Raw genomic sequence first — 18487 nt, forward strand, 5'->3', positions numbered from 1 at the left:
TTTTCTTTCCTAAAAAAATCATCTAATGGAGGTTTTTAAAGATGCCGAGCAATGAAGCGGGTTTTTATCAGTTGACAGCTTTACTCCCGATCAAGGCCGGACCATACACCAGTTTGAATCCCGACGAGAGTGATGCAGGGACAAGAAATAATCCGGAATCTTATGTCCGTCACCTTAAAGCTTTCTTGAATCAACTTTCTGACTCTTTTCTTGAGAATATTGACCTTAAGCAATCAAGCGAAGATCATCGGCATTTATTCGATCACACACGCTGCACACACTTTGCGCGATTTGTTGTTATCGATCAGCTTTTTTATAATGGACGGCGAAGGAACGACTCCTTGATCGATTTCCTGAGGGTTCTGTTTGTTAATGGTGATTTTTTATCCAAAAAAGACGAGATTGACGAACTTGATTTGCCCTATTTGCTGATAACGATTGATTTTGATTGCGATCCCGATTCATCGTCTTGCGTTCAAGACTATCTGTCAGAGCTTTGGCCTTACGCGAATGAATACTTGACTGAAATATTTCATCACTGCCAGGGTTTTTCTCTTCCATCTCCTCCACAGGACCAACTTTTAGAGCCGCATCATGCAGATTGGCATGCTTATCACACGGTGGAACGGATGCTTCTTTCTCACGAGGTTGAGACGACCTATCCATACTCCGCCTATTTTTGGGCTGCTGACAAAGTGCAACGTTGGGACCCATGTACTGATGAAGTATCACCTTCGGCATTTAAAAATCGATGGGGCCTCATCATTATCGGAATTTTGCCCCTTATTTTAGTTGTGGTGGCAATTCTGATTCTACTTTTTCGTCTTGTGAGTTTGTTATTTAATCCCTTGTATTACACAGCATTCCTCCGATGGGGGCTTGTTAGCTTTGGATTGACTGTTACTTCTCTGATTTTATTTATGTTTGCGTGGCGCTATTTTATCGACAGCGCAAATACGCCACTGCCCAAAATCAATGGAGTTGATTTGAAGTCAATTTCCAAGGCCTTGTATCTTCAAGCTAAGTTGCTTGAAATGTATGACGATTGGCAAGAGATAGATAGTTTCGATAAAGCCACGCTCCGCCAGCGCTTTGCGTCCTTCCTGGACGTCAACAAGCCTTCTGATCTGCATTCGCCTTCCTTGCAGCTTGGCAAGTATTTTCAATCAGCTAAGTCATGACAATAACTTTTGACCGGCTTGATATCCAGGGAAACATCTTGCTTCCCTATGGGCGATCTTCTTATCCTGTTGTGCGCCACTTTATTTTTCACGTGGTCGACCTGGAAGAGGCTCAGCATTTTTTGAGTTGGATTCTGCCTTTAATTACTACAGCTCAGTTTTTTCCGTCAAAGCGATCTGTTCAGATGCAGATTCCTGCTGATCAGCTCAGAAAAGATAGCCCAGAGCTTCTCTACAATATAGCTTTTACAGCTTCAGGTTTAAAGGCTTTAGGGCTTCCCGACTCAGTTCTCCGTCAATTTCCTGATGCTTTTTTAGATGGAATGTGGAAACGAGCTCACATGTTGAATGATAATCGTCCTGATTGGGATAACGCTTGGAAGGATGATGAAGACGACAAAATTACTCATATGATGCTCAGCTTACGTGCGTCATTTAATTCTTGCTTGAAAAGAGTTTGCCTGGAGCGAAAAGATACCTTTTCAAAGTCTGATTATCAGTGTCAGGAGACTTTTGAGTCTGCACGATCCATGATGCTTGAAAATCTCGACCATGAGTCCCAGCGTTTGTTGGAACAGGCTGCAGACCATGGTTTGGCTGCACTGACAGGGCACACGAGCCATGATCCTGATTCGAAATGGCTCGAATGTGAATCATTGGTTCACTCGCGTCTCCAAGACCTTGCTATTTCTGGGAAGAGCGAACACCAGTGTTTGGCTCAACTTCACAAACAGATTGAGCTAGCTCATGTTCCACCAAATGCAAAGCTTACAGATTTAAGATATAGCGAATATGAACACTTTGGCTTCTTTGATGGAAGCGGAGACCCTGTTTTTGAGGGCCAATATCCAAAGTCTTTTCAAGACGAGATGGCCCAAGGCCAAGGTCATCTTTCCTGTGGTCAGTGGAGACCCCTTGCCCCAGGAGAATTTCTTCTGGGTTATCCCAATGAAGCACAAGAAACAACATGTCACCCTATCCCTTACACGTTCAGTAGAAATGGAACATTCATGGCTGTCCGGAAATTGGAGCAGAATGTATCGGCATTCCATAATGCCCTAGCAGATCAGGCTCCATTGATGCAGAAATGGCTTGATAACGTAGAAACTTCGTCTTCATCTGATCAATCCTCCGTTGGTGATTCATTCTCTCAAGCCTTAAAGACTCTTCGTGCCAAAATCGTTGGACGTTGGGACGATGGAACGCCATTGGTCCATGCTCCAACGTATGAATCATGGCTTCGCTTTCGAAAACGTCTTCTCACCCTGGCGGGTGAAGCTAGAAAGGGTGGCCCAGTTGCCAAAGCAGCCTGGAAAAAATTCAAGATTCAATTTACACTTTTCACATTCGAGACTGATGATGCAAAAGGAATAAGATGTCCATTCGCTTCGCACATCCGTCGGAGCAACCCTCGCGATAGTGGGGATCCGTCGGTCCGGAATGATTCCGATCCATCAGAAACGTCGCAAGCAAGTTCACTGCTTGTGAATCGTCGACGAATCTTAAGGCGTGGTATGACCTATGGACCCCCCTCGGGTCTGAAGTGTGAACATTCCAGTCATCATGATCAATCCACTTCTGTTGATTCAGAACGGGGTACTTTTTTCGTTGCCCTATGTGCTGACCTTGCCAGACAGTTTGAGTTTATGCAACAGCAGTGGTTGAACTACGGATCTGATTTCAATCTTGGCAATGATATCTGTCCCATTGCTGGTGCACTTCATCCCTCTGATGCAAGTGAAACGAAGAATACAAAAGTGATGATCTCTACCAACCGGCCCGATGGTTCCCCTGCACTTCCATTTGTTGCCAAGCCCTCTTCGCAGCCTGTGGTGTGCCGTGGTGGAGCTTATTTCTTTATCCCCAGTCTTTCAGCGATTCGGTTGCTCGCTGAGAACCGTTTCTGATGGCCATGGACATTCAGATCATTCACCCTGTCGCTTCTGTGTTGATGCAACCGTCCACTTTGTCATCCATGCTTTCAGATGATATGACTGCATTCCTTTACGCTTTGACAGCCAATGTCTGGACTTATATTGAGACTTTAGCCTTTAAGCTAAAGCCTTGGCTTAATTCCTTGATTTCTCATTATCAGTTACTCATACTTGCCGCTGCTCTTGTCTATTTTGTGGCGCGTTCGTCGCGTATGGTTTTTTTATACAGCCTTCAATGGATTGAATTTGCAGTTCGCTTGCTCCGCTTCCTTGGTGATGCGTTCTCTCAGTTGTTCTGGGTGAATCCCCGTTATCGTACCCGTCGTGCAATTCAATGTTCGTCTCAGGCTAGCTTCTCTTTTGGCTTTATATTTTCTCGATTTATCAGAGAAGGATTGTGGCTGCCTGTTGACTGGATTCGTTCGCTTGGATTTACTGATGTTTTTGCTCCCGAGCCACTCGCACAAGATAAGTGTTACGACAAGAGAGCGTTTTATCCGTCATTCCCTCAGCGCTTCCTCATAGTCAAGAATAAGCACCTCACGATTTATTTTTTTCTGTCATTAATTCGTTTGTTTGTTCATCGGTTTACGGTGCCAAGCTGGATACCTGGGATCACCATCAAGGAAAACAGCCACGGTGACGAATTTCCTGTCATGCGACAACTTCATCTCTTGAAGCGTCATGACGTGGAGGAAGTTTTGGAACGTTCTGAGGATTTTTCTGTCATTTATGGACCAAGAATGTGTGATGTTACACAAAATGGGCGATCCTCAGGTAATTTCCTCCTTGGCATGCAAGTGTCATCGTCAACCTACACTCGTGACATATCCAACATGCGATTGATCTTTCGTCGAGATGACGTGGATCGTTGCCAAATGATTGCTGCCAACGCATCTCAGGACAGTTTTTTTGTCTTTGAGGAGAGAAAGGACGTGAAGCGTGATCTTGATCGGGGTAAAGTTTTGAGCTTGCCAAATGATCTCGTTCAACCTGTTATCAAATCGTTTGTAGAGCACTATTTTGGTATCAGTCTTCCAATGCAGGCACAGAATGCTAATGGAACAACATCAACTGATTTCAACCTGACTTGGTTCGCCGATCTCTTTTACTACATTTTTTACGATATCAATGGCGATGACAGTCGAGAAGCGGCGTTGGCTTCTGCAGATTTATTGAATCAGGATCTGGATCGTCAGATTGCCGCTGCAAAGGAACCGTCCATGAATGATTTAGAGAATGTTGACACTGTGCTGCATCGATGCCTAAAGCTACAGCGATCAGATACCCCTGGCATGGATGATCTATCCATCCGAATCAATCTCACGGGATTTCTTGTGGGAGCCGTGTTGCCTTTGCAAAATACAATCTGTCAGGTGATTGATCAGTTGCTTGCTCGGCCTCATATTCTTCAACAAGCGGTGACGGCCGCTGATCACAATGAATGGGAGATGTTGCAGGGATTTGTCTTGGAAGCATTGCGTTTTTCCCCTGGTGATCCTGTGATTTATCGCCATTGCAACACTAAAACCGAGTTGGTCTCCGCTTCCTACCGCTCGCCGGTTTCACCTAACACTTTAGTGATGGCCTGGAATTCTTCGGCAATGTTTGATCCAAAGTATGTTGATCAACCTTGGCAATTCAATCCAAAACGACAGACCCGTGATTACCTGCACTTTGGTCATATGCATCACGTCTGTGCTGGAAAATATATTGTGATGTCAGTCATACCTGCTGTTGTTCGTGAACTTCTTTCTTGTTATGAACTGGCTAGAATACCCGGAAGATGCGGTTATCCTGTTAAAAAAGGAATCACAGTCTCTGAGTTTGATGTTCTTGTTCGCCTCCGCGATTCCGATGATTCCTTGAGGGATAAGTTTCCATGATTCTGCCATGACTCATCCTGATCTGCCGTCTGGCGACATTCTGAAGGACCAAGGTCAGGTTCGAACGGACATCGTTGACCTTCTCAGGCGAGCTGGCGTTGAGTTTTTTCGATTTCCTTTGTCACCAGAAGGAAAGGAAATGCAGGACTACTTTAAGTCTGACGACTATATTCATTGCCACTTTACCGATCAGTCGTTTGTTGAAAGTGGATCAGCAAAAAAGCTGCTTCATGCGTTTTTAGAAGATGTCCATCCCGACGATCGAGACTATATGACAAATGTGGCGGGGCAGTTGTTGGCCAGTGATGGATATGGTCATGACGTCACGAGCCGCCCCTTTCGTGGTGTTTCGCCGGATGGACGCTGGTCCTGGTATGAAGTACGGATGAGTGTGCGTCGGCAACAGAATCTTCTGATCTGCGAAGGCCTCATGGTTAATGTCGACCTTCAGCAGGATTCGTTGCTCAAATTACAGGCCAGTCTTTATCGCGATCAACTAACTGGTCTTGGAAATCTAAAGAGTGCAGATCCTTTGCTACAGGGTCTAATTTCCGACTCCGTCACTTTGTCACTGGTTTGGATTGATTTAAAGGGTTTTGGTCGGCTTAACACATACCTTGGACGAGAAACAGGTGACGAAATTCTTCGAGCTGCCGCAAGTGTCTTGCAGAACTGGCTGCAAGAAGGAGATCATTTGATTCGGCCTGATTCAGATGAGTTTTTAATTATTTTACCTGGTCGTGATTCAAAGGCTGCACAGTCAGCAGCCCTTCAATTGCGCCGGCAATTTCCATCATTGTTGGAAAATCTTGGAAACGGCTTTTATGGCCTTGGTTTTCATGCAGGTGTTAGTTCTTTCCCAGAACATGGAGACAATGAAGCTTCAATTTTGGCTCATGCAGCGTCTGCCTTGGATCAGGCTAGAAGGATTAATTCTCCCACTGAGCCTGTTGTTGTTTTTGGAGAAGAAATTCCATCAAGAACTGCCGAATTATTGAATCTGGAAATGAGTCTTCGCCAAGCTGTGCTCCAGGACGAATTTCGTCTTGTTTATCAGCCGCAATGGAATGTTTCAGGTCAGATCATTGGTGCTGAAGCACTTTTGCGTTGGGAGAGTGGGAGCCTTGGCTCCGTGAGTCCTGGATCGTTTATTCCCCTGGCTGAGCAGACTGGCCAAATCCATTTGATTGGTGAATGGGTGATCGAAGCTGCCTGCCGTGCTCTTTCATCATTTCGTGGGGATGAGAACCTACCTCCTCCACTTTCTATTAATATTTCCGCCAGTCAACTTTCTTCTCGCCAGCACGATGTCTTGGAGACGTTGTTGTTGAATTTGCATCGGTTTGAGGTTCCAGTGCATCTTCTGTATATCGAGATTACTGAGTCAGGATTCTTGGATGATCTTGCTATTCGACGGTTGAAGGGAATTCATGAAGCTGGTATCCGCCTTCATATTGATGACTTTGGTACTGGTTTTGCTAGTCTTTCCAGTCTTCTTTCCTTGCCAATTCACTCCCTCAAGCTTGATCAGAGTTTCGTTGCAAATATGCATTCTGCCAATCACAGAGAGCATAGTTCATCTGAACCTGCAGAACCTTCTGTCGCTATCTTGAATGCGAGTCTTGCTCTTGCATCGTCGATTGGGGCTTCTGCGATCGTTGAAGGGGTTGAGACCGCAGAGCAATTCAGTGTTCTTCGCGACATGGGATATCAAGTGTTTCAGGGCTATTACTTTTCTCGGCCAATCGAGTTTTCTGAATATTGTCTGCTTCTGGAACATCAGACCGACAAAGCCTTGCTTTTTTCTTTGCCTGAAGATGGAGCAAATAACCAGAGTTGATGTGACTTAACTTGTTGTTCGGCTCATGTAATTTAGTTGCCACTTTTGTCATGAATTTTGGACTTCCTGTTTTAAGTTGATCGCTAGACCGGCTTGTTGTGACTTGATCTTTAGGCCTTGTTGTCTAATAGCTGTATTTGGCTTGGCTTGAGGCGTTCCTCGGATTCTGTGTTATTCCGTGCTGATGCTTACATTGTTTTGGCAGCATTGAGGAGCTCCTCCGTTGGAGACGCTATTGAAAATTGCGTTTTGACTGGCATCGGTTTCTAGTGTGTTCTGGGCATATCTCGTGGCTCCGGTTTCAGTGCAACGGGATACAGCCTTGAATAATATTTGTCTTTCCAGGTTCTTGATCGGCGGAGCCTGGTAAGGCCAGTTTGTCTGCTCGTTTTGGTGTTGATGGGCAGGGGGTGGCTCTGAGTATGGTTGATTTGGTCCGGCTACAGGGTGTGCCTTGGACAGGCTAAAGGTTATTACTCCGATAGCAGTGATTAGACCAGTAATGCCAATAATCAATCCAGTCGTGCTGTTAACTATCCAGTAAGCCCTGATGCTTCCTGGGTTTTTTCTCATCGATTGCCCCCCCCCCCCCCCCTGTAGGTATGGGTGGGCTTTGGATTGGTGTCGAGAACACTTGTGCGCCGCCTCTGTTTATTGAATTGCATTAATGGTGTTTAGCTATGTTGTTAATTCTTCTGCGTTAAGGATTTTTGTGCATTTGGAGACTCATGGCAAATAATTGTCTCTCCTGGGTTGGCTTTCGAGATCTTCGCATTGTGTTTTCCATCTGTCGCTTCGTGCCTGACCTTTCTCCACTCGAGGCAATAACTGCTTAGGCTTTTTTAGGCGCTTTCTCGCCACCAGTCTGCTATGTCGTTTATAGGCGTCTGTGACGTTCTTTCTCGCACAATTGTCGTAAGGCTTTGTGAATGTTGCTGTTCATCGGCTGACGTTGATCGCCCGTATGTTCATGGTTATGGAGTCGTGATTCATCGGATTTGACGCTCATGGGGTTGTACCCGTTAGCACTGGCGACGTTCAGTATCGACAGTGTTTCCGCTCTCATCGTTCCTTTTCTGTTCAAACTTCTCGGTGCTGCTGCCCTTTGGATTGTTGGCGGCTGGCTGATCGGTTTGGCGATCCGTCTGCTTCGCCAGTTCTTCAGGAAGGGTGCACTTGATCCCACTCTTGTGAATTATCTGTTGAGCATCATCGGTGTGGTGCTCAGGGTTGTTCTTGTTGTTGCCATTCTCGGCTTCTTCGGCATCGAAACCACCAGTTTTGCCGCTCTGCTCGCTGGTGCTGGTATTGCCATTGGTGCTGCCTGGAGTGGGATGCTGGGCAATTTTGCCGCTGGGGTCTTTCTTCAGTTGTTTCGCCCGATCTCCGTTGGTGACTACATCGAGGGCGGAGGAGTGGTTGGTACTGTGAAGGAGCTAGGCATGTTTGTTACTTCGATCACTTCTGACGACAATGTGGTGAACATTGTCGGTAATGCCAAGCTGTTCGGAGACACAATCAAGAATTATTCAGCGACGCCATACCGTCGCGTTGAGCTTGTTGCGCAACTCGACAACAGTGCCGATGTGCCGCAAGCGATCAGTGTGCTGAAGGCTGGTCTCAAGAACGTCCCGAACCAAGCCAGTGGCGTTGATGCTGATGTTGAAGTTCTTGAGTTCAGCGAGCGTGGGCCCCGTTTGGCCGTCCGCCCTTACACCCACACCAGCAATTATTGGCAGGTTTATTTCGATACCAATCGCATGATTGTTGATGTGCTGGGTCAGGCTGGGTTTCCCGTGCCCCGAATTCCTGTGGAGATGCAACGCAATTCATTGAACTAATCCGTCTCTGGTCTTGAAAGCATATTTCTTTGCTCCAGGATGATGCTCAGCCGCCCCGGGCGATGCGTGCCGTTGCTGGAGCCCCGCTCCAGGGGCTCCCGACATTTGATCCGATTGAACTGACGATCTGCCACGTCGCTCAAGCGTTTCATGTCTCCATGTCATCCCGATGATTGGCGCTGTTCAATCGCGCCAACATTGAGGGTGGGCCCAGTTGGTTCAAGTTGAACTGTGATCCATAGCTTGGCGTCGCTCGCTCTGAGAAAAAGCGTCGTCTCCTGGGAGTTCTGAACTGGCGAGTTGCTCTCAGGATGAGGCCGCGGTACTGGAGTGCCATTCGAACGGTTTTGCTTTGCCACTCAGGTGCCTTTGGCCAGTTGAGGCTCCGCAGTGTCTTTGGATCCAGCAGGCTGCACACAATGGATCGCAGCCATGGATGCATTGGAGCGGGCCAGGGGGTTAGCAGCATCGTTACCGTGGCATCCGCGATGTGTTGGTTGCTTGCAGCACAGCCAAAGAGTTCAACATCGGCGTTCTGATTGAGCTCCATCAACTCCCGCAGACTGCGTGGACGTTGCTCGATCTGCATCAGGCTGCCCACATGATCCCAGAACAGGAACAACGCCTTTTGTTCCTCCGGCTGTAGAGCTCTCCAGCCGTAATTCTCGATCCAGCGAATGGGCTCGGCCACGAAACCTGAGAGCACGTAGGCGTAATCCGACTGGCGAATGGCGTAGCTGCCATGAATTCGATTGAGGCGCTGGATGATGGCCTTGCCCCCGGGACTGTCCGGACCGAGCCGTACCAGTTCTGCCACGATCAGGGCCGTGTCGTCGTAGCGCTTTCGAGGGCGTTGTTCGAATTCGCCGGTCTGGTGCAGCAACCCTGAAATCGATGGAAGACAGAAGGTCTTCAGCAAGGCCAGCTCCAGTGCCCGGTTCATGTCCCACGGGAAGAGGAGCCCCACCAGATCCCTGCACCGTTCCAGAATGATGGGATCCAATGTCCTGTCCATGTCTTGATCCGAGCTTCGCTCTGACCCAGAACGCGTCATGGAAAGGATGTTCGTAACCCGCCTGTTCACAAGCTTTACTCTAACGATATGTGCTGGCTCTAGTGCAAGAAAGATCTGGCAGTTTCTTTCTTCAGGTCGCTTTTTATTTTCGGCAAAGCTCTCTTTTGTTTCAAGTGTTGAGTTTCTGGAGGTGGTTCTTCGAGTCTGTATTTGTCAGCCTTTTTCTCCATAGGACTCCGTCCGTTTGTGTTGCTGGTAACTGTTTCATGTGGCTAAGATAGCATCTTTTACGTTTTGCCTGGAGTTATATCCTAATGCGGGACGCCAGCATGCTGGTCTTCTCAACATGGATGGTTTTAAATTTCCATCCCCTGTTCTTGATTCCCTCTTGGATTGAGCGGTTCGAAGCTTCGCTCTTGAATGCCTTTCGTCTTGATCAGATGCTTCACTGTTGTCAATGTGTGCCTTGCTGTGTTCGAAGACCAGCTCTTCAGGCTCCTCAAGTCTTCTTTGTTCAGCGGTCCCGCTTTGCTTCCCATAGGAAAAATCAGCGGCCGCGTTGGTAGCGCGATCCGCTGATTGCTTTGACATGTTGGAATCAATCTCGATTCACCTAAGCCAGGACCTATCGCTGGCCGATGCGCCGCACAGTCCCATCGAATGTCGGCACAGAGAGAACAAAGGGGTCTGTCTTGTAGCAGAGGGCTTGTTCTTCGAGGATGCCCAAGGCAATTTCCTCTCCCAGTCGTAGGCTGTCGTAGTAATCCGAGAAGTAGTGCACCCCGGCCATGTTGCGGCCAATGGAGATGTTTGCTGCCAGCTTGTTGAGTTCACCCTCCAGGGTCAGAGGAGAGCAAGGTTGGTTGGCTTGCCCATCTGGCTTGAATGTGGCGTACTTTTCATCGTTCAACTGGAACGAACCACAGCGTTTGAACTCCAGTCTCTTGCCGCAGTCTGTGACTTGATAAGCCCCTGCTTCGACTGAATCACCACACTTGAGGCGAGCAATGATGTGTTGCTTGCTGTAGAAGCCAGCTGCGTCATTGATCTTGACGAACAGTGCGGACGTGTTGAAGAAAGCTTTCAGAATGGTCACACAAGCACCGGCAACGGTGGCATGTCCGGCCCCATAGGCAGGGTGCATTGGCGAACCTTCCGCGAAGGCCATCGGCAACAGGGCCGTGGCCTCTCCAGCGAGCGTCTGGTTGTGATCGCGAATCAACGCCACCGTCTCGCCCAACGCCCTGGCCATCCCGCTGAAGCAACCACAGGCCTCTGGGAAGCGGGTTTCAATCTCCTGCGCTTTTTCAATTCGTGCAGCCAAGGCTTCCGGGCGCAGACGCAGATGATTGTTGAACTTCTGGTAGCGCACGGCCTTGAGTCCGCGTGTTGCCACCTCCGTCACCAGGCTGAGCACATGGGGGCCGCCCCAAAGGGCAAAGCCACCGGCATTCAAGGCAACTTTCTGCCCACTGGCAGGGTCATGCAGCAGGCCTTCTCCGCCACCCGAGAGACGATCGAAACCTGGATCAAACGGTGTTCCGTTGCCAAGCAACAGCAGGCAGGCGTTGAGGTAGGCCTGATACAGCGCATCCACGTGCACATAGGTCGCCAGATCACGGGGGGTGTGAATGAAGCGACGCTCGCCCGTGAAGGCCTGCCCTGCAGTTTGGGGTTTGCAGGGATCGAAACGATCGGATCGGACGTCATAACCCTGCTGAACCCGGTGCCATTCAGCCCACCTCATCATGTAGTCGTCGTGCTGCTTCGCCTCCAGCACGCGCTGGTCGATCCTCTGGGCACCGAAGTTGATAAAGCCTTGCTCCGGCGTGATGCCCTCACTCGGACTGGCATTGCCGATGAGCATGAATTGGGAGAGGTAGGGGCCGCGATCCACTCCCGGACTCGAACCGCGAAAGACGGTCTGTGCGTCGAGCTGATCGCTGCTGTTGGTGGTGCGCGGCCTGCTGTTGAAGCCCTCCTGGGCGTAGGCAAGGCTATTGAGGCGTGTGGTCGCACCAGTCAGTGCAGCTGAGCCACCCCCCGCAACGAAGGCGTTGAAAGGCACATCGCGCAACAACGCGAGTTCGTAAACCTCCGCCATTTCAAAGGTCAGTTCATCGCTGCACAGTGCTGGAGCAGGCGGGATGGTGACCGCCTGGGGGTCAGGCCCTTGAAGTTCGTAGACCGTTCCCGCCGTGGGGGCCTCCCATTGACGGCGCGGTTCATCACGTGGAACCGCCACCTGACGGGTGAAGTCTTCGGCAAAGCCGTTGTCGATCGCGGAACGGAACGCCTTGAAATCACCTGATCGCTCCACCAAGCCAGTTGTGACGTCGTGAGCAAGCCCTTTGGTGAAGCTCATCGGGTAGTGCGCGGATTCATAGCGCTGCTCATCGCCGTTCGCTTGATGGAGTGGATGATCGCGGCGGGCAGCGAGATCGGTCGCGTCCTGCCGGACCCGTTGCGCCGTCAGCTTGCGTTCGTCTGTCATTTTCAAAAGTGCAAATGGTTGAATCGAGCGGACGTAATGCCCCGCTGCATGCACCATTGCTGGTTCAAATGATCACTTGATGATCCCAATCAGTGCAGGTTGTGATTCTGCTCACAGGGGTAATCGAACATAGCTCTTGAGATGAGTCGTTCTTTTGCTCTCTGTTCGTTGGCTTGGAAATGGCACCCATAAACATATTCTTTGTTCAAAAGTGAGTGGCAGAGTCCATCTGCAGTGCTGTGCTTTTAATACGTGCTTCTAACGGTTCATGAAATTCTTTTCGTCATAAGGTTGCCAAATTGTCGTTCGCTCGACGGCTTCGGCAGGGCTTGGCTTTGGTGAGCGGTGTGATCTTTCTTGGCAGCCATGTCTAAAAGCCTCAAGTCCAGCTTAAAAGCACCCCCAGAGAATCCAGTGAGAGCCATAAGGTGGTTCCGGATGGACAGTTGTTCAATTTTTCACCTGATGGGCTTAATGCCCTTACGTACTACGAGGACGACAACCAGTATGTCTTGTCGAACCCTTCTTTGGATCGCTAGCCGCTCAGTAGGTTGAGCTATCTGATTCAGTGCCCTGGGAAAACGATCGGCTTTCCTGTTGCATAGTTGATTCGATCGAGCGACTCTCCTTTGTATTGGTCAACCAGCAAGTTGACTACCTGATCTCCATATTGCTGAAACCAGAATTCACCCATATTTCTTAGTTTCGTGATGTTTTCTGGGGTCACTTCGTCCATTTCTTCTTTGGGGGCGTCGTCGTCGTGCAACCCATGATGATATTTGATCTGCGAATCAACCCGAATGTAACTTCCTGGCTCGGCAATTGTGATGGCCTGATAGGCCACAACGTGCTCATCACTCAGGATGTCGAGAATTTTCCCTCGCGTAAACCATCCTATTGCTCCCCATCTCTGAGATTTTTTCCCGTCAACTGTTTTCGATCGATGGCCTGTTCCAATGGAAACCACTTTCAGCTGTTCAAGCGGAAGCTTCCAGGTCCGCTTCGCTTCGGCGATGGCGCACATGGTCGGATTGTTGGCGGTCACCCCACCGTCAACCAGCCAGGTGCTCTCGTCTTCGTGTGATAGTTGAACTTCTTTGGTTGGGAAAAATGTTGGAGCCGCGCTTGAGGCGTCTGCGGCTTGATAAGCAGCCAATCCGTGATATTTGTCTTTCGTTGACTTGATGACCTTTGGCCTTCTGTCCTCGAGAGAGTACGCCATGACGAGGATGTGCTTGCCTTCTTCCACTGAATTAATTGTGCGATCACCCAGGCATTCTCGAAGGACTCTTGTCTTCCCTGATGCTTTGTATTTAGGCATTGAATAACCTCGGCTGACCAGTCGACGTGCAAAAATCTCAGAGGCGTTGTTATAGCTGTAAAGTTCATCGATTTTTCTGGTGGAAAGATCTGTGGTCGCAAGCGCCAGCGCAATGATGCTGCCGGTGCTGGTTCCCGCATAGAAATCAACGCAGTCGCGCAGCGATTTGTTGTGGTCTGCCTCAAGTTTTTCCTCCACTCGCTTGAGGAACCGTGCGCTTGCTGCTCCCCTGATTCCACCCCCATCCAGCGACAGGATCAGTTTGCTTGTCACGCTCAATTGCGAATCTGAATGTTCTTCTTTAATCGCCTTCGTGTCGATGCCTTCTTCGTCTAAGAAATTTTTTAGTTTCTTGATTGTCTGATCTGGCTAGCTGATTTTGAACGTCTCCTGTTCGACGACTGCGTCGCTCCCGCTTCCACCGGCTGACTTGATCCTTGGATCCTCATTCCTCCAGGCTGCTTGGCGGACCGGGCGCACTGTTCGTCGGCAAGACACTGCTTCAGACTTCCCATGATGGGCGACTGCACCGATGGCCATGCCTGAACCTGCCGCGACTGGGGGCACCTCTGCTGAGCCTGGTAAGTGCGTTCCCCCGGCGCGTCCTGAGGTGGAGCGGCTGAAGGCCTATAGCGCGCCGTTGGAGGGGCGTCGGGGCATGTTGCGGCTTGATTTCAACGAAAACACGATTGGCCCCAGCCCTCTGGTGGCCCAGGTGCTGCGCAACTTCAGCACCGAGGAGATCGCCGTTTATCCCGAATACGACGGACTGCGGGAGGCCTTGGTCCAGAACCTGCTGGAAACCGGCTGCCGCCCCGGTCTGCTGCCCGAGCAGGTGGGCCTGTTCAACGGCATTGATGCTGCCATTCACGCCGTGTTCCAGGCCTATGGCTCTGCCGGAGAGACGTTGCTGACAACATCACCCACCTTCGGCTACTACACACCCTGTGCCGGCATGCAGGGCATGACGATCGAGGCGATCCCCTACCAAGGCGAGACGTTCGACTTTCCCCTGGCTGCAATTCAGGAGGCATTGGCGGCTCGTGCGCCGCGGTTGCTGTTGATCTGCAACCCCAACAATCCCACTGGCACGCGTCTGCCAGCGGATCAGCTGATTGCTTTGGCGGCCTCAGCTCCGGGCTCGTTGGTGGTGGTCGACGAGCTCTACGAGGCCTTCACTGGAGACAGCGTGCTGCCGTGCGCTGATTTCACGGCCACACCAAATCTGCTGGTGTTTCGCTCCCTAGCCAAGACGGCCGGTTTGGCGGGTCTGCGTATCGGTTTTGCCATCGGCCATGCCGATGTTGTTGATCGGGTGAGCCGTGTCACCGGCCCCTACGACGTGAACAGCGTGGCGGTGGCGGCGGCCTTTGCCGCCTTGGCCGATCAGCCCTATGTGGATGCCTACGTGGCGGAGGTGTTGCGGGCCCGCGACTGGACCCTGGAGGCGCTGCGCCAGGCCGGTGTTCGCCACCACTGCGCTGGTGGCAATTACCTGTTGATCTGGCCCCAGCGCCCGGTGGCTGAGGTTGATGGGGCCCTACGTCGTGAGGGCATCCTGATTCGCCCCATGGCGGGCAAGCCACTGATCGATGGCTGTTTCCGGGTGAGCATCGGCACCACCAGCCAGATGCAGCGCTTCATGGCGGCCTTCCTCCCCCTGGAGCGATGAAGCGCCTGCTGCTGCTTGCCACCGGCGGCACCATCGCCGGCTGCGCCGACGACCGGGCAACGCTGAACAACTACACCGCGGGCGTGCTCGGGGGTGATGCCCTGCTGGCAGCGGTGCCTCAGCTTCGGGAGCTGGCGGCGATCGACGTGGAGCAGATCGCCAATGTGGACAGCGCTGATCTGCTCTTCGAGCATTGGCGCCTGCTGGTGGGGCGCATTCGTGAGGCCTTGGCAGCAGACCCTGAGCTGAGCGGGGTGGTGATCACCCATGGCACTAACACCCTCGAGGAAACCGCTTGGTTGCTGCAGTTGTTGATCGAGGATCCCCGGCCGGTGGTGCTGGTGGGGGCCATGCGACCGGCCACCGCCCTCAGCGCTGATGGTCCGTTGAATCTTTATCAGGCGGTGCAGGTGGCCCTGAGCCGTGAAGCCCGCGGCCATGGTGCGCTGGTGGTGATGGATGGCCAGATCCATGCTGCTCAGTGGGTCAGCAAGCTGGCCACTCAGGGGGTGGGCGCTTTTGCCAGCCCCGGCAGCGGGCCTTTGGGTTGGGTGGATGACGTTGGCGTTCATCTGCCCATGGCGAGCGGATCCCGGCAGGTGCCCTTCGCCAATCTTGATTTACCCGAGCAATGGCCCCAGGTGCCGATTGTCTATGGGTGTGTGGAGCCCGAGCCGCTCCTGCTCACGGCATGTCTCAATGCCGATGTTGCGGGTCTGGTGCTCACCGGCACCGGCGCCGGCCAGTTGTCGGCGGCTGAGCGTTCGGCTCTTCAGGATTGGTCAGGACGGCGGCCGTTGATGCTGCGGGCCAACCGCTGTGGGTCTGGCCCCGTGCACCACCATCCCGGGGATGAACGTCTTGGGCTCCTGCCCGCAGGCAGTCTCAATCCCCAGAAAGCGCGGGTGTTGCTGCTGCTGGCGTCGATCGCAGGCTGTGATGGTGTGGCTTTGGCAGGGTTGATTGCTCAACGTCAGCTCATCAGCTGATGCCCGGCAGTGGCCAATGTTGAAGGTACCGCCGCAGGACTGGGGTCTGGAACTTGAAGGCATCGGCTGGTTTTTTTGTATGGAACAGCGCTGGAGCGCGAGGGTGAGGCGAGCCTGCCGGTGGGCCATGAAGTTGCTGAAAAGTTGTGCAAGATAGATGTCTCTAAGTCAATGGAACTTTCGACTCGACCTGGATAATGTGATCAACTGAAAAAAGATGAGAACACATAAGGCTGAAATTCCAGCTAGCCCTGCAATAGGCTTGTTCTGCGGACCAATTAGCCATAAGGGAGTGGTGGGTGACCAATCAAGAAGTCCAGATTGAAGTGCATGCCATCCTCCAGCTAGTCCTCCATGGAGCCCTATGGACCCCCAAAGAGAGTATTGGTTTTGACGTCGTCTGATAGCCAAAACCATTGCAAATAGAAAGAGTCCAACTATAGATCCCAGCTTCCAAATTCCTTGTATGTTGGGATCGGTGAAGAACAAACTAAAGATGATTGCCTGGGCTGGTAATGCACGCTGCGGCCCAATTAACAGGTTGAGCTCGCCCCATAGCCAGCCACGGAATACTATTTCTGCGGCCATCCCCATGCTTATTCCCAGTACTAAAGCGTTCACTAATTTAGAAATTTCAATATCGCTGATCCAATTGGCCCAGCTTCCGCCTAGGCCGGCTATGCAGATTTTTAAAAGAAATGCTGCGGCTATGCAAAGTCCCGTCAGGAAGTAAGTTAGTGAGCTAAGGCGAGGAACATTCCTTAATCCCAGTTCGCTCCATGGGTCTTTCTTGTTCCAGCGAATTCGCAGCCAATTGGGTAAGATTAAAGCAAATATCGTAAGGCTAATTGTTTTGCTTAGAAGATCATGATTAGCGGTTGCTATAGAGCTTGAAAATTGAATCGAAATCTTTCTGGCGATTAAATCCAGGGCGTAAAGGGTTGGAAGTGCTGTAGCAATGGGAATCCATCGGGATCTTTGGAATAGCCAACTCGCCCCAATAGACTTCAAGTGCTGGAAAAAAGATTTGACCATAGAGCAGAGGTTTTGCCTCAGGGGGCTTTATTGGTGAAATCTCTGAAAGTGACTTTGCTGAAAGTGGATGAATGAACTCAGTGGCAAATTTGTTCAAGAAATCATTGTGATTGATATCACCCGTGGAGTTGTGCTGATTGGGTTGTTTCTTTGACTCAGAAAAGATGAAGATGGCTCAATAAGCTGCCCGATTGAGGCGCCCCAAGGAATTGCCAGGGAACGAATAGCATTGAAAAAATTAGAACAGAAAGGAGAGTTATTGCGGGGAAAATATTTTCTTTTAGGCGTCCAATTATCGAAAAAGGAATAACAATAAATGCTATTAGGAGTAGATAAGTGATTATTCCGGCTGCGTCGACAGGGGCCTGAGTTGAGGTTGTAAAAGAATGGCCGCTAAGATGAATGAACAAGCATACGAAGCGATATAAGGCTGCAGAGCAAAGCATAATAAAAGCCGAATAAGTGTAATCCAAGTGAGAGGTATAGTTGCCTTTGATTGCCCTTCTAATTGAAGTTATCAAGCAGCCTGATATGATCAGTGGAAGGGCGCCATATGTTACTTGGTTGAAGGGGGTAAGTAGCACATAAATGGTACTCAGGATTCCAGATGCCGCCATGGTCGGGAGAACGATAAATGCTGTGAATGTGCCAATACGTCGATGCCATAGAATAGTTTGGGGGCTCCTATGCTCGCGCAGCATAATGATCCACTGAAAAGTTATCAGACAAGCAAGAAGTATGGCGCTGAATGCGTGGATTGTGACCATGTGCTCGCTATCGATGGGAATGCCCAGTGGATAAACGGTGCGGGAGGGCACGTAGAATTGATTGACACCCCAAACATTTGTGTCATACCAGTGTTTTACTGATGGAATAAAAATGATATTGCTGTACCCGGCTACGCCCATGAAGGCTAGAGCTGTTGGCGTAATGGCTGATCCCTCGTGATTGCCCGACTTTCTCATGGCAATCAAAGTCAGGGGCATGATGATAAATCCTGCAAATCCGAGCCAATGCCACGAGCCTTTGAGGGGAGTAGCCCAGAGCATTCCACAGATAAATATGACGAGCCCTAGATATACGGCCAAGGCTGAGCGCCAGCTTAGTAAAGGCAAAGATGCGGTGGTCTTAGCCATTAGAAAAATAGTATTTATAAATTCAAGCTAATAAAAGGTTTCAGGTAATCAACCTATTGGTTTGAATAAACAACAATGTAAGTGCTGCTAGGTATTAGGTCAGCTCGTGATTGAGTGAACGCTTACCGCTCCATTCAGATCCC

At 50.5% G+C, this 18487-nt stretch carries 12 protein-coding genes; 7 read left to right on the plus strand and 5 right to left on the minus strand.

What is annotated here, in order from left to right; translation table 11 throughout:
• The first annotated feature begins 41 nt into the window (after nucleotides 1–41).
• The 5 genes from KR52_RS03605 (at nucleotide 42) to KR52_RS03630 (ending at nucleotide 8682) form a co-directional block, all read left to right on the plus strand.
• The gene (locus KR52_RS03605) at nucleotides 42–1181 is read left to right on the plus strand and encodes a hypothetical protein (protein ID WP_038552567.1); all 1140 of its coding nucleotides are present in this window, start codon (nucleotides 42–44) and stop codon (nucleotides 1179–1181) included.
• A complete protein-coding gene (locus KR52_RS14095; RefSeq protein ID WP_156957576.1) occupies nucleotides 1178–3088 on the plus strand; it encodes a hypothetical protein in 1911 nt (636 codons plus the stop codon). The genes KR52_RS03605 and KR52_RS14095 overlap by 4 nt, the downstream gene beginning before the upstream one ends.
• Nucleotides 3088–5001, plus strand: a complete 1914-nt coding sequence (locus KR52_RS03615) for a cytochrome P450 (RefSeq protein WP_038552573.1) — start codon at nucleotides 3088–3090, stop codon at nucleotides 4999–5001. Before KR52_RS14095 ends, KR52_RS03615 begins: the two co-directional genes overlap by 1 nt.
• 7 nt (nucleotides 5002–5008) lie before the next feature.
• Nucleotides 5009–6841: a bifunctional diguanylate cyclase/phosphodiesterase gene (locus tag KR52_RS13530; protein ID WP_071840164.1), complete on the plus strand. Its 1833-nt coding sequence runs from the start codon at nucleotides 5009–5011 to the stop codon at nucleotides 6839–6841.
• A 1007-nt stretch (nucleotides 6842–7848) separates the two neighbouring features.
• Nucleotides 7849–8682 carry a mechanosensitive ion channel family protein gene (locus KR52_RS03630; RefSeq protein WP_038552582.1) on the plus strand — a complete coding sequence of 278 codons (834 nt, stop codon included), beginning with the start codon at nucleotides 7849–7851 and terminating at the stop codon, nucleotides 8680–8682.
• A 148-nt stretch (nucleotides 8683–8830) separates the two neighbouring features.
• Here the strand turns inward: KR52_RS03630 and KR52_RS03635 are convergent, their stop codons facing one another.
• The 3 genes from KR52_RS03635 to KR52_RS03645 all read right to left on the minus strand — a co-directional run bounded on the left by KR52_RS03635 (nucleotide 8831) and on the right by KR52_RS03645 (nucleotide 13785).
• Nucleotides 8831–9685: an oxygenase MpaB family protein gene (locus KR52_RS03635; protein ID WP_253912445.1), complete on the minus strand. Its 855-nt coding sequence runs from the start codon at nucleotides 9683–9685 to the stop codon at nucleotides 8831–8833.
• A 637-nt stretch (nucleotides 9686–10322) separates the two neighbouring features.
• Nucleotides 10323–12191 (minus strand): hypothetical protein, encoded by a 1869-nt coding sequence (locus KR52_RS03640; RefSeq protein ID WP_038552588.1) that lies wholly within the window; start codon nucleotides 12189–12191, stop codon nucleotides 10323–10325.
• Between the two features lie 565 nt (nucleotides 12192–12756).
• Complete coding sequence (locus tag KR52_RS03645) at nucleotides 12757–13785, minus strand: patatin-like phospholipase family protein (RefSeq protein ID WP_038552592.1); 1029 nt, start codon at nucleotides 13783–13785, stop codon at nucleotides 12757–12759.
• 259 nt (nucleotides 13786–14044) lie between these two features.
• Here KR52_RS03645 and KR52_RS03650 point away from each other — a divergent pair, with 259 nt between their 5' ends.
• Together KR52_RS03650 and KR52_RS03655 are read left to right on the plus strand one after the other, a co-directional pair.
• Nucleotides 14045–15184: a histidinol-phosphate transaminase gene (locus KR52_RS03650; RefSeq protein WP_038552595.1), complete on the plus strand. Its 1140-nt coding sequence runs from the start codon at nucleotides 14045–14047 to the stop codon at nucleotides 15182–15184.
• A complete protein-coding gene (locus KR52_RS03655; protein WP_038552598.1) occupies nucleotides 15181–16173 on the plus strand; it encodes an asparaginase in 993 nt (330 codons plus the stop codon). Before KR52_RS03650 ends, KR52_RS03655 begins: the two co-directional genes overlap by 4 nt.
• A 168-nt stretch (nucleotides 16174–16341) precedes the next feature.
• On the opposite strand, the gene KR52_RS13535 is transcribed toward KR52_RS03655, so the two are convergent.
• Nucleotides 16342–17208, minus strand: coding sequence for a CPBP family intramembrane glutamic endopeptidase (locus tag KR52_RS13535; RefSeq protein WP_084221940.1), 867 nt, complete (start codon nucleotides 17206–17208; stop codon nucleotides 16342–16344).
• A gap of 155 nt (nucleotides 17209–17363) precedes the next feature.
• Nucleotides 17364–18344 carry a hypothetical protein gene (locus tag KR52_RS03660; RefSeq protein WP_156957577.1) on the minus strand — a complete coding sequence of 327 codons (981 nt, stop codon included), beginning with the start codon at nucleotides 18342–18344 and terminating at the stop codon, nucleotides 17364–17366.
• Between the last annotated feature and the right edge of the window lie 143 nt (nucleotides 18345–18487).

The sequence above is a fragment of the Synechococcus sp. KORDI-52 genome (assembly GCF_000737595.1).
Taxonomy (GTDB): Bacteria; Cyanobacteriota; Cyanobacteriia; order PCC-6307; family Cyanobiaceae; genus Parasynechococcus.

What these genes read in the sequence shown, in the direction of transcription:
- KR52_RS03655 (WP_038552598.1), top strand. Translation starts at nt 15,181, where the DNA reads ATGAAGCGCCTGCTGCTGCTTGCCACCGGCGGCACCATCGCCGGCTGC.
- KR52_RS03650 (WP_038552595.1), top strand. Translation starts at nt 14,045, where the DNA reads ATGGCCATGCCTGAACCTGCCGCGACTGGGGGCACCTCTGCTGAGCCT.
- KR52_RS13530 (WP_071840164.1), top strand. Translation starts at nt 5,009, where the DNA reads ATGACTCATCCTGATCTGCCGTCTGGCGACATTCTGAAGGACCAAGGT.
- KR52_RS14095 (WP_156957576.1), top strand. Translation starts at nt 1,178, where the DNA reads ATGACAATAACTTTTGACCGGCTTGATATCCAGGGAAACATCTTGCTT.
- KR52_RS03605 (WP_038552567.1), top strand. Translation starts at nt 42, where the DNA reads ATGCCGAGCAATGAAGCGGGTTTTTATCAGTTGACAGCTTTACTCCCG.
- KR52_RS13535 (WP_084221940.1), bottom strand. Translation starts at nt 17,208, where the DNA reads ATGGTCAAATCTTTTTTCCAGCACTTGAAGTCTATTGGGGCGAGTTGG.
- KR52_RS03660 (WP_156957577.1), bottom strand. Translation starts at nt 18,344, where the DNA reads ATGGCTAAGACCACCGCATCTTTGCCTTTACTAAGCTGGCGCTCAGCC.
- KR52_RS03615 (WP_038552573.1), top strand. Translation starts at nt 3,088, where the DNA reads ATGGCCATGGACATTCAGATCATTCACCCTGTCGCTTCTGTGTTGATG.
- KR52_RS03630 (WP_038552582.1), top strand. Translation starts at nt 7,849, where the DNA reads ATGGGGTTGTACCCGTTAGCACTGGCGACGTTCAGTATCGACAGTGTT.
- KR52_RS03640 (WP_038552588.1), bottom strand. Translation starts at nt 12,191, where the DNA reads ATGACAGACGAACGCAAGCTGACGGCGCAACGGGTCCGGCAGGACGCG.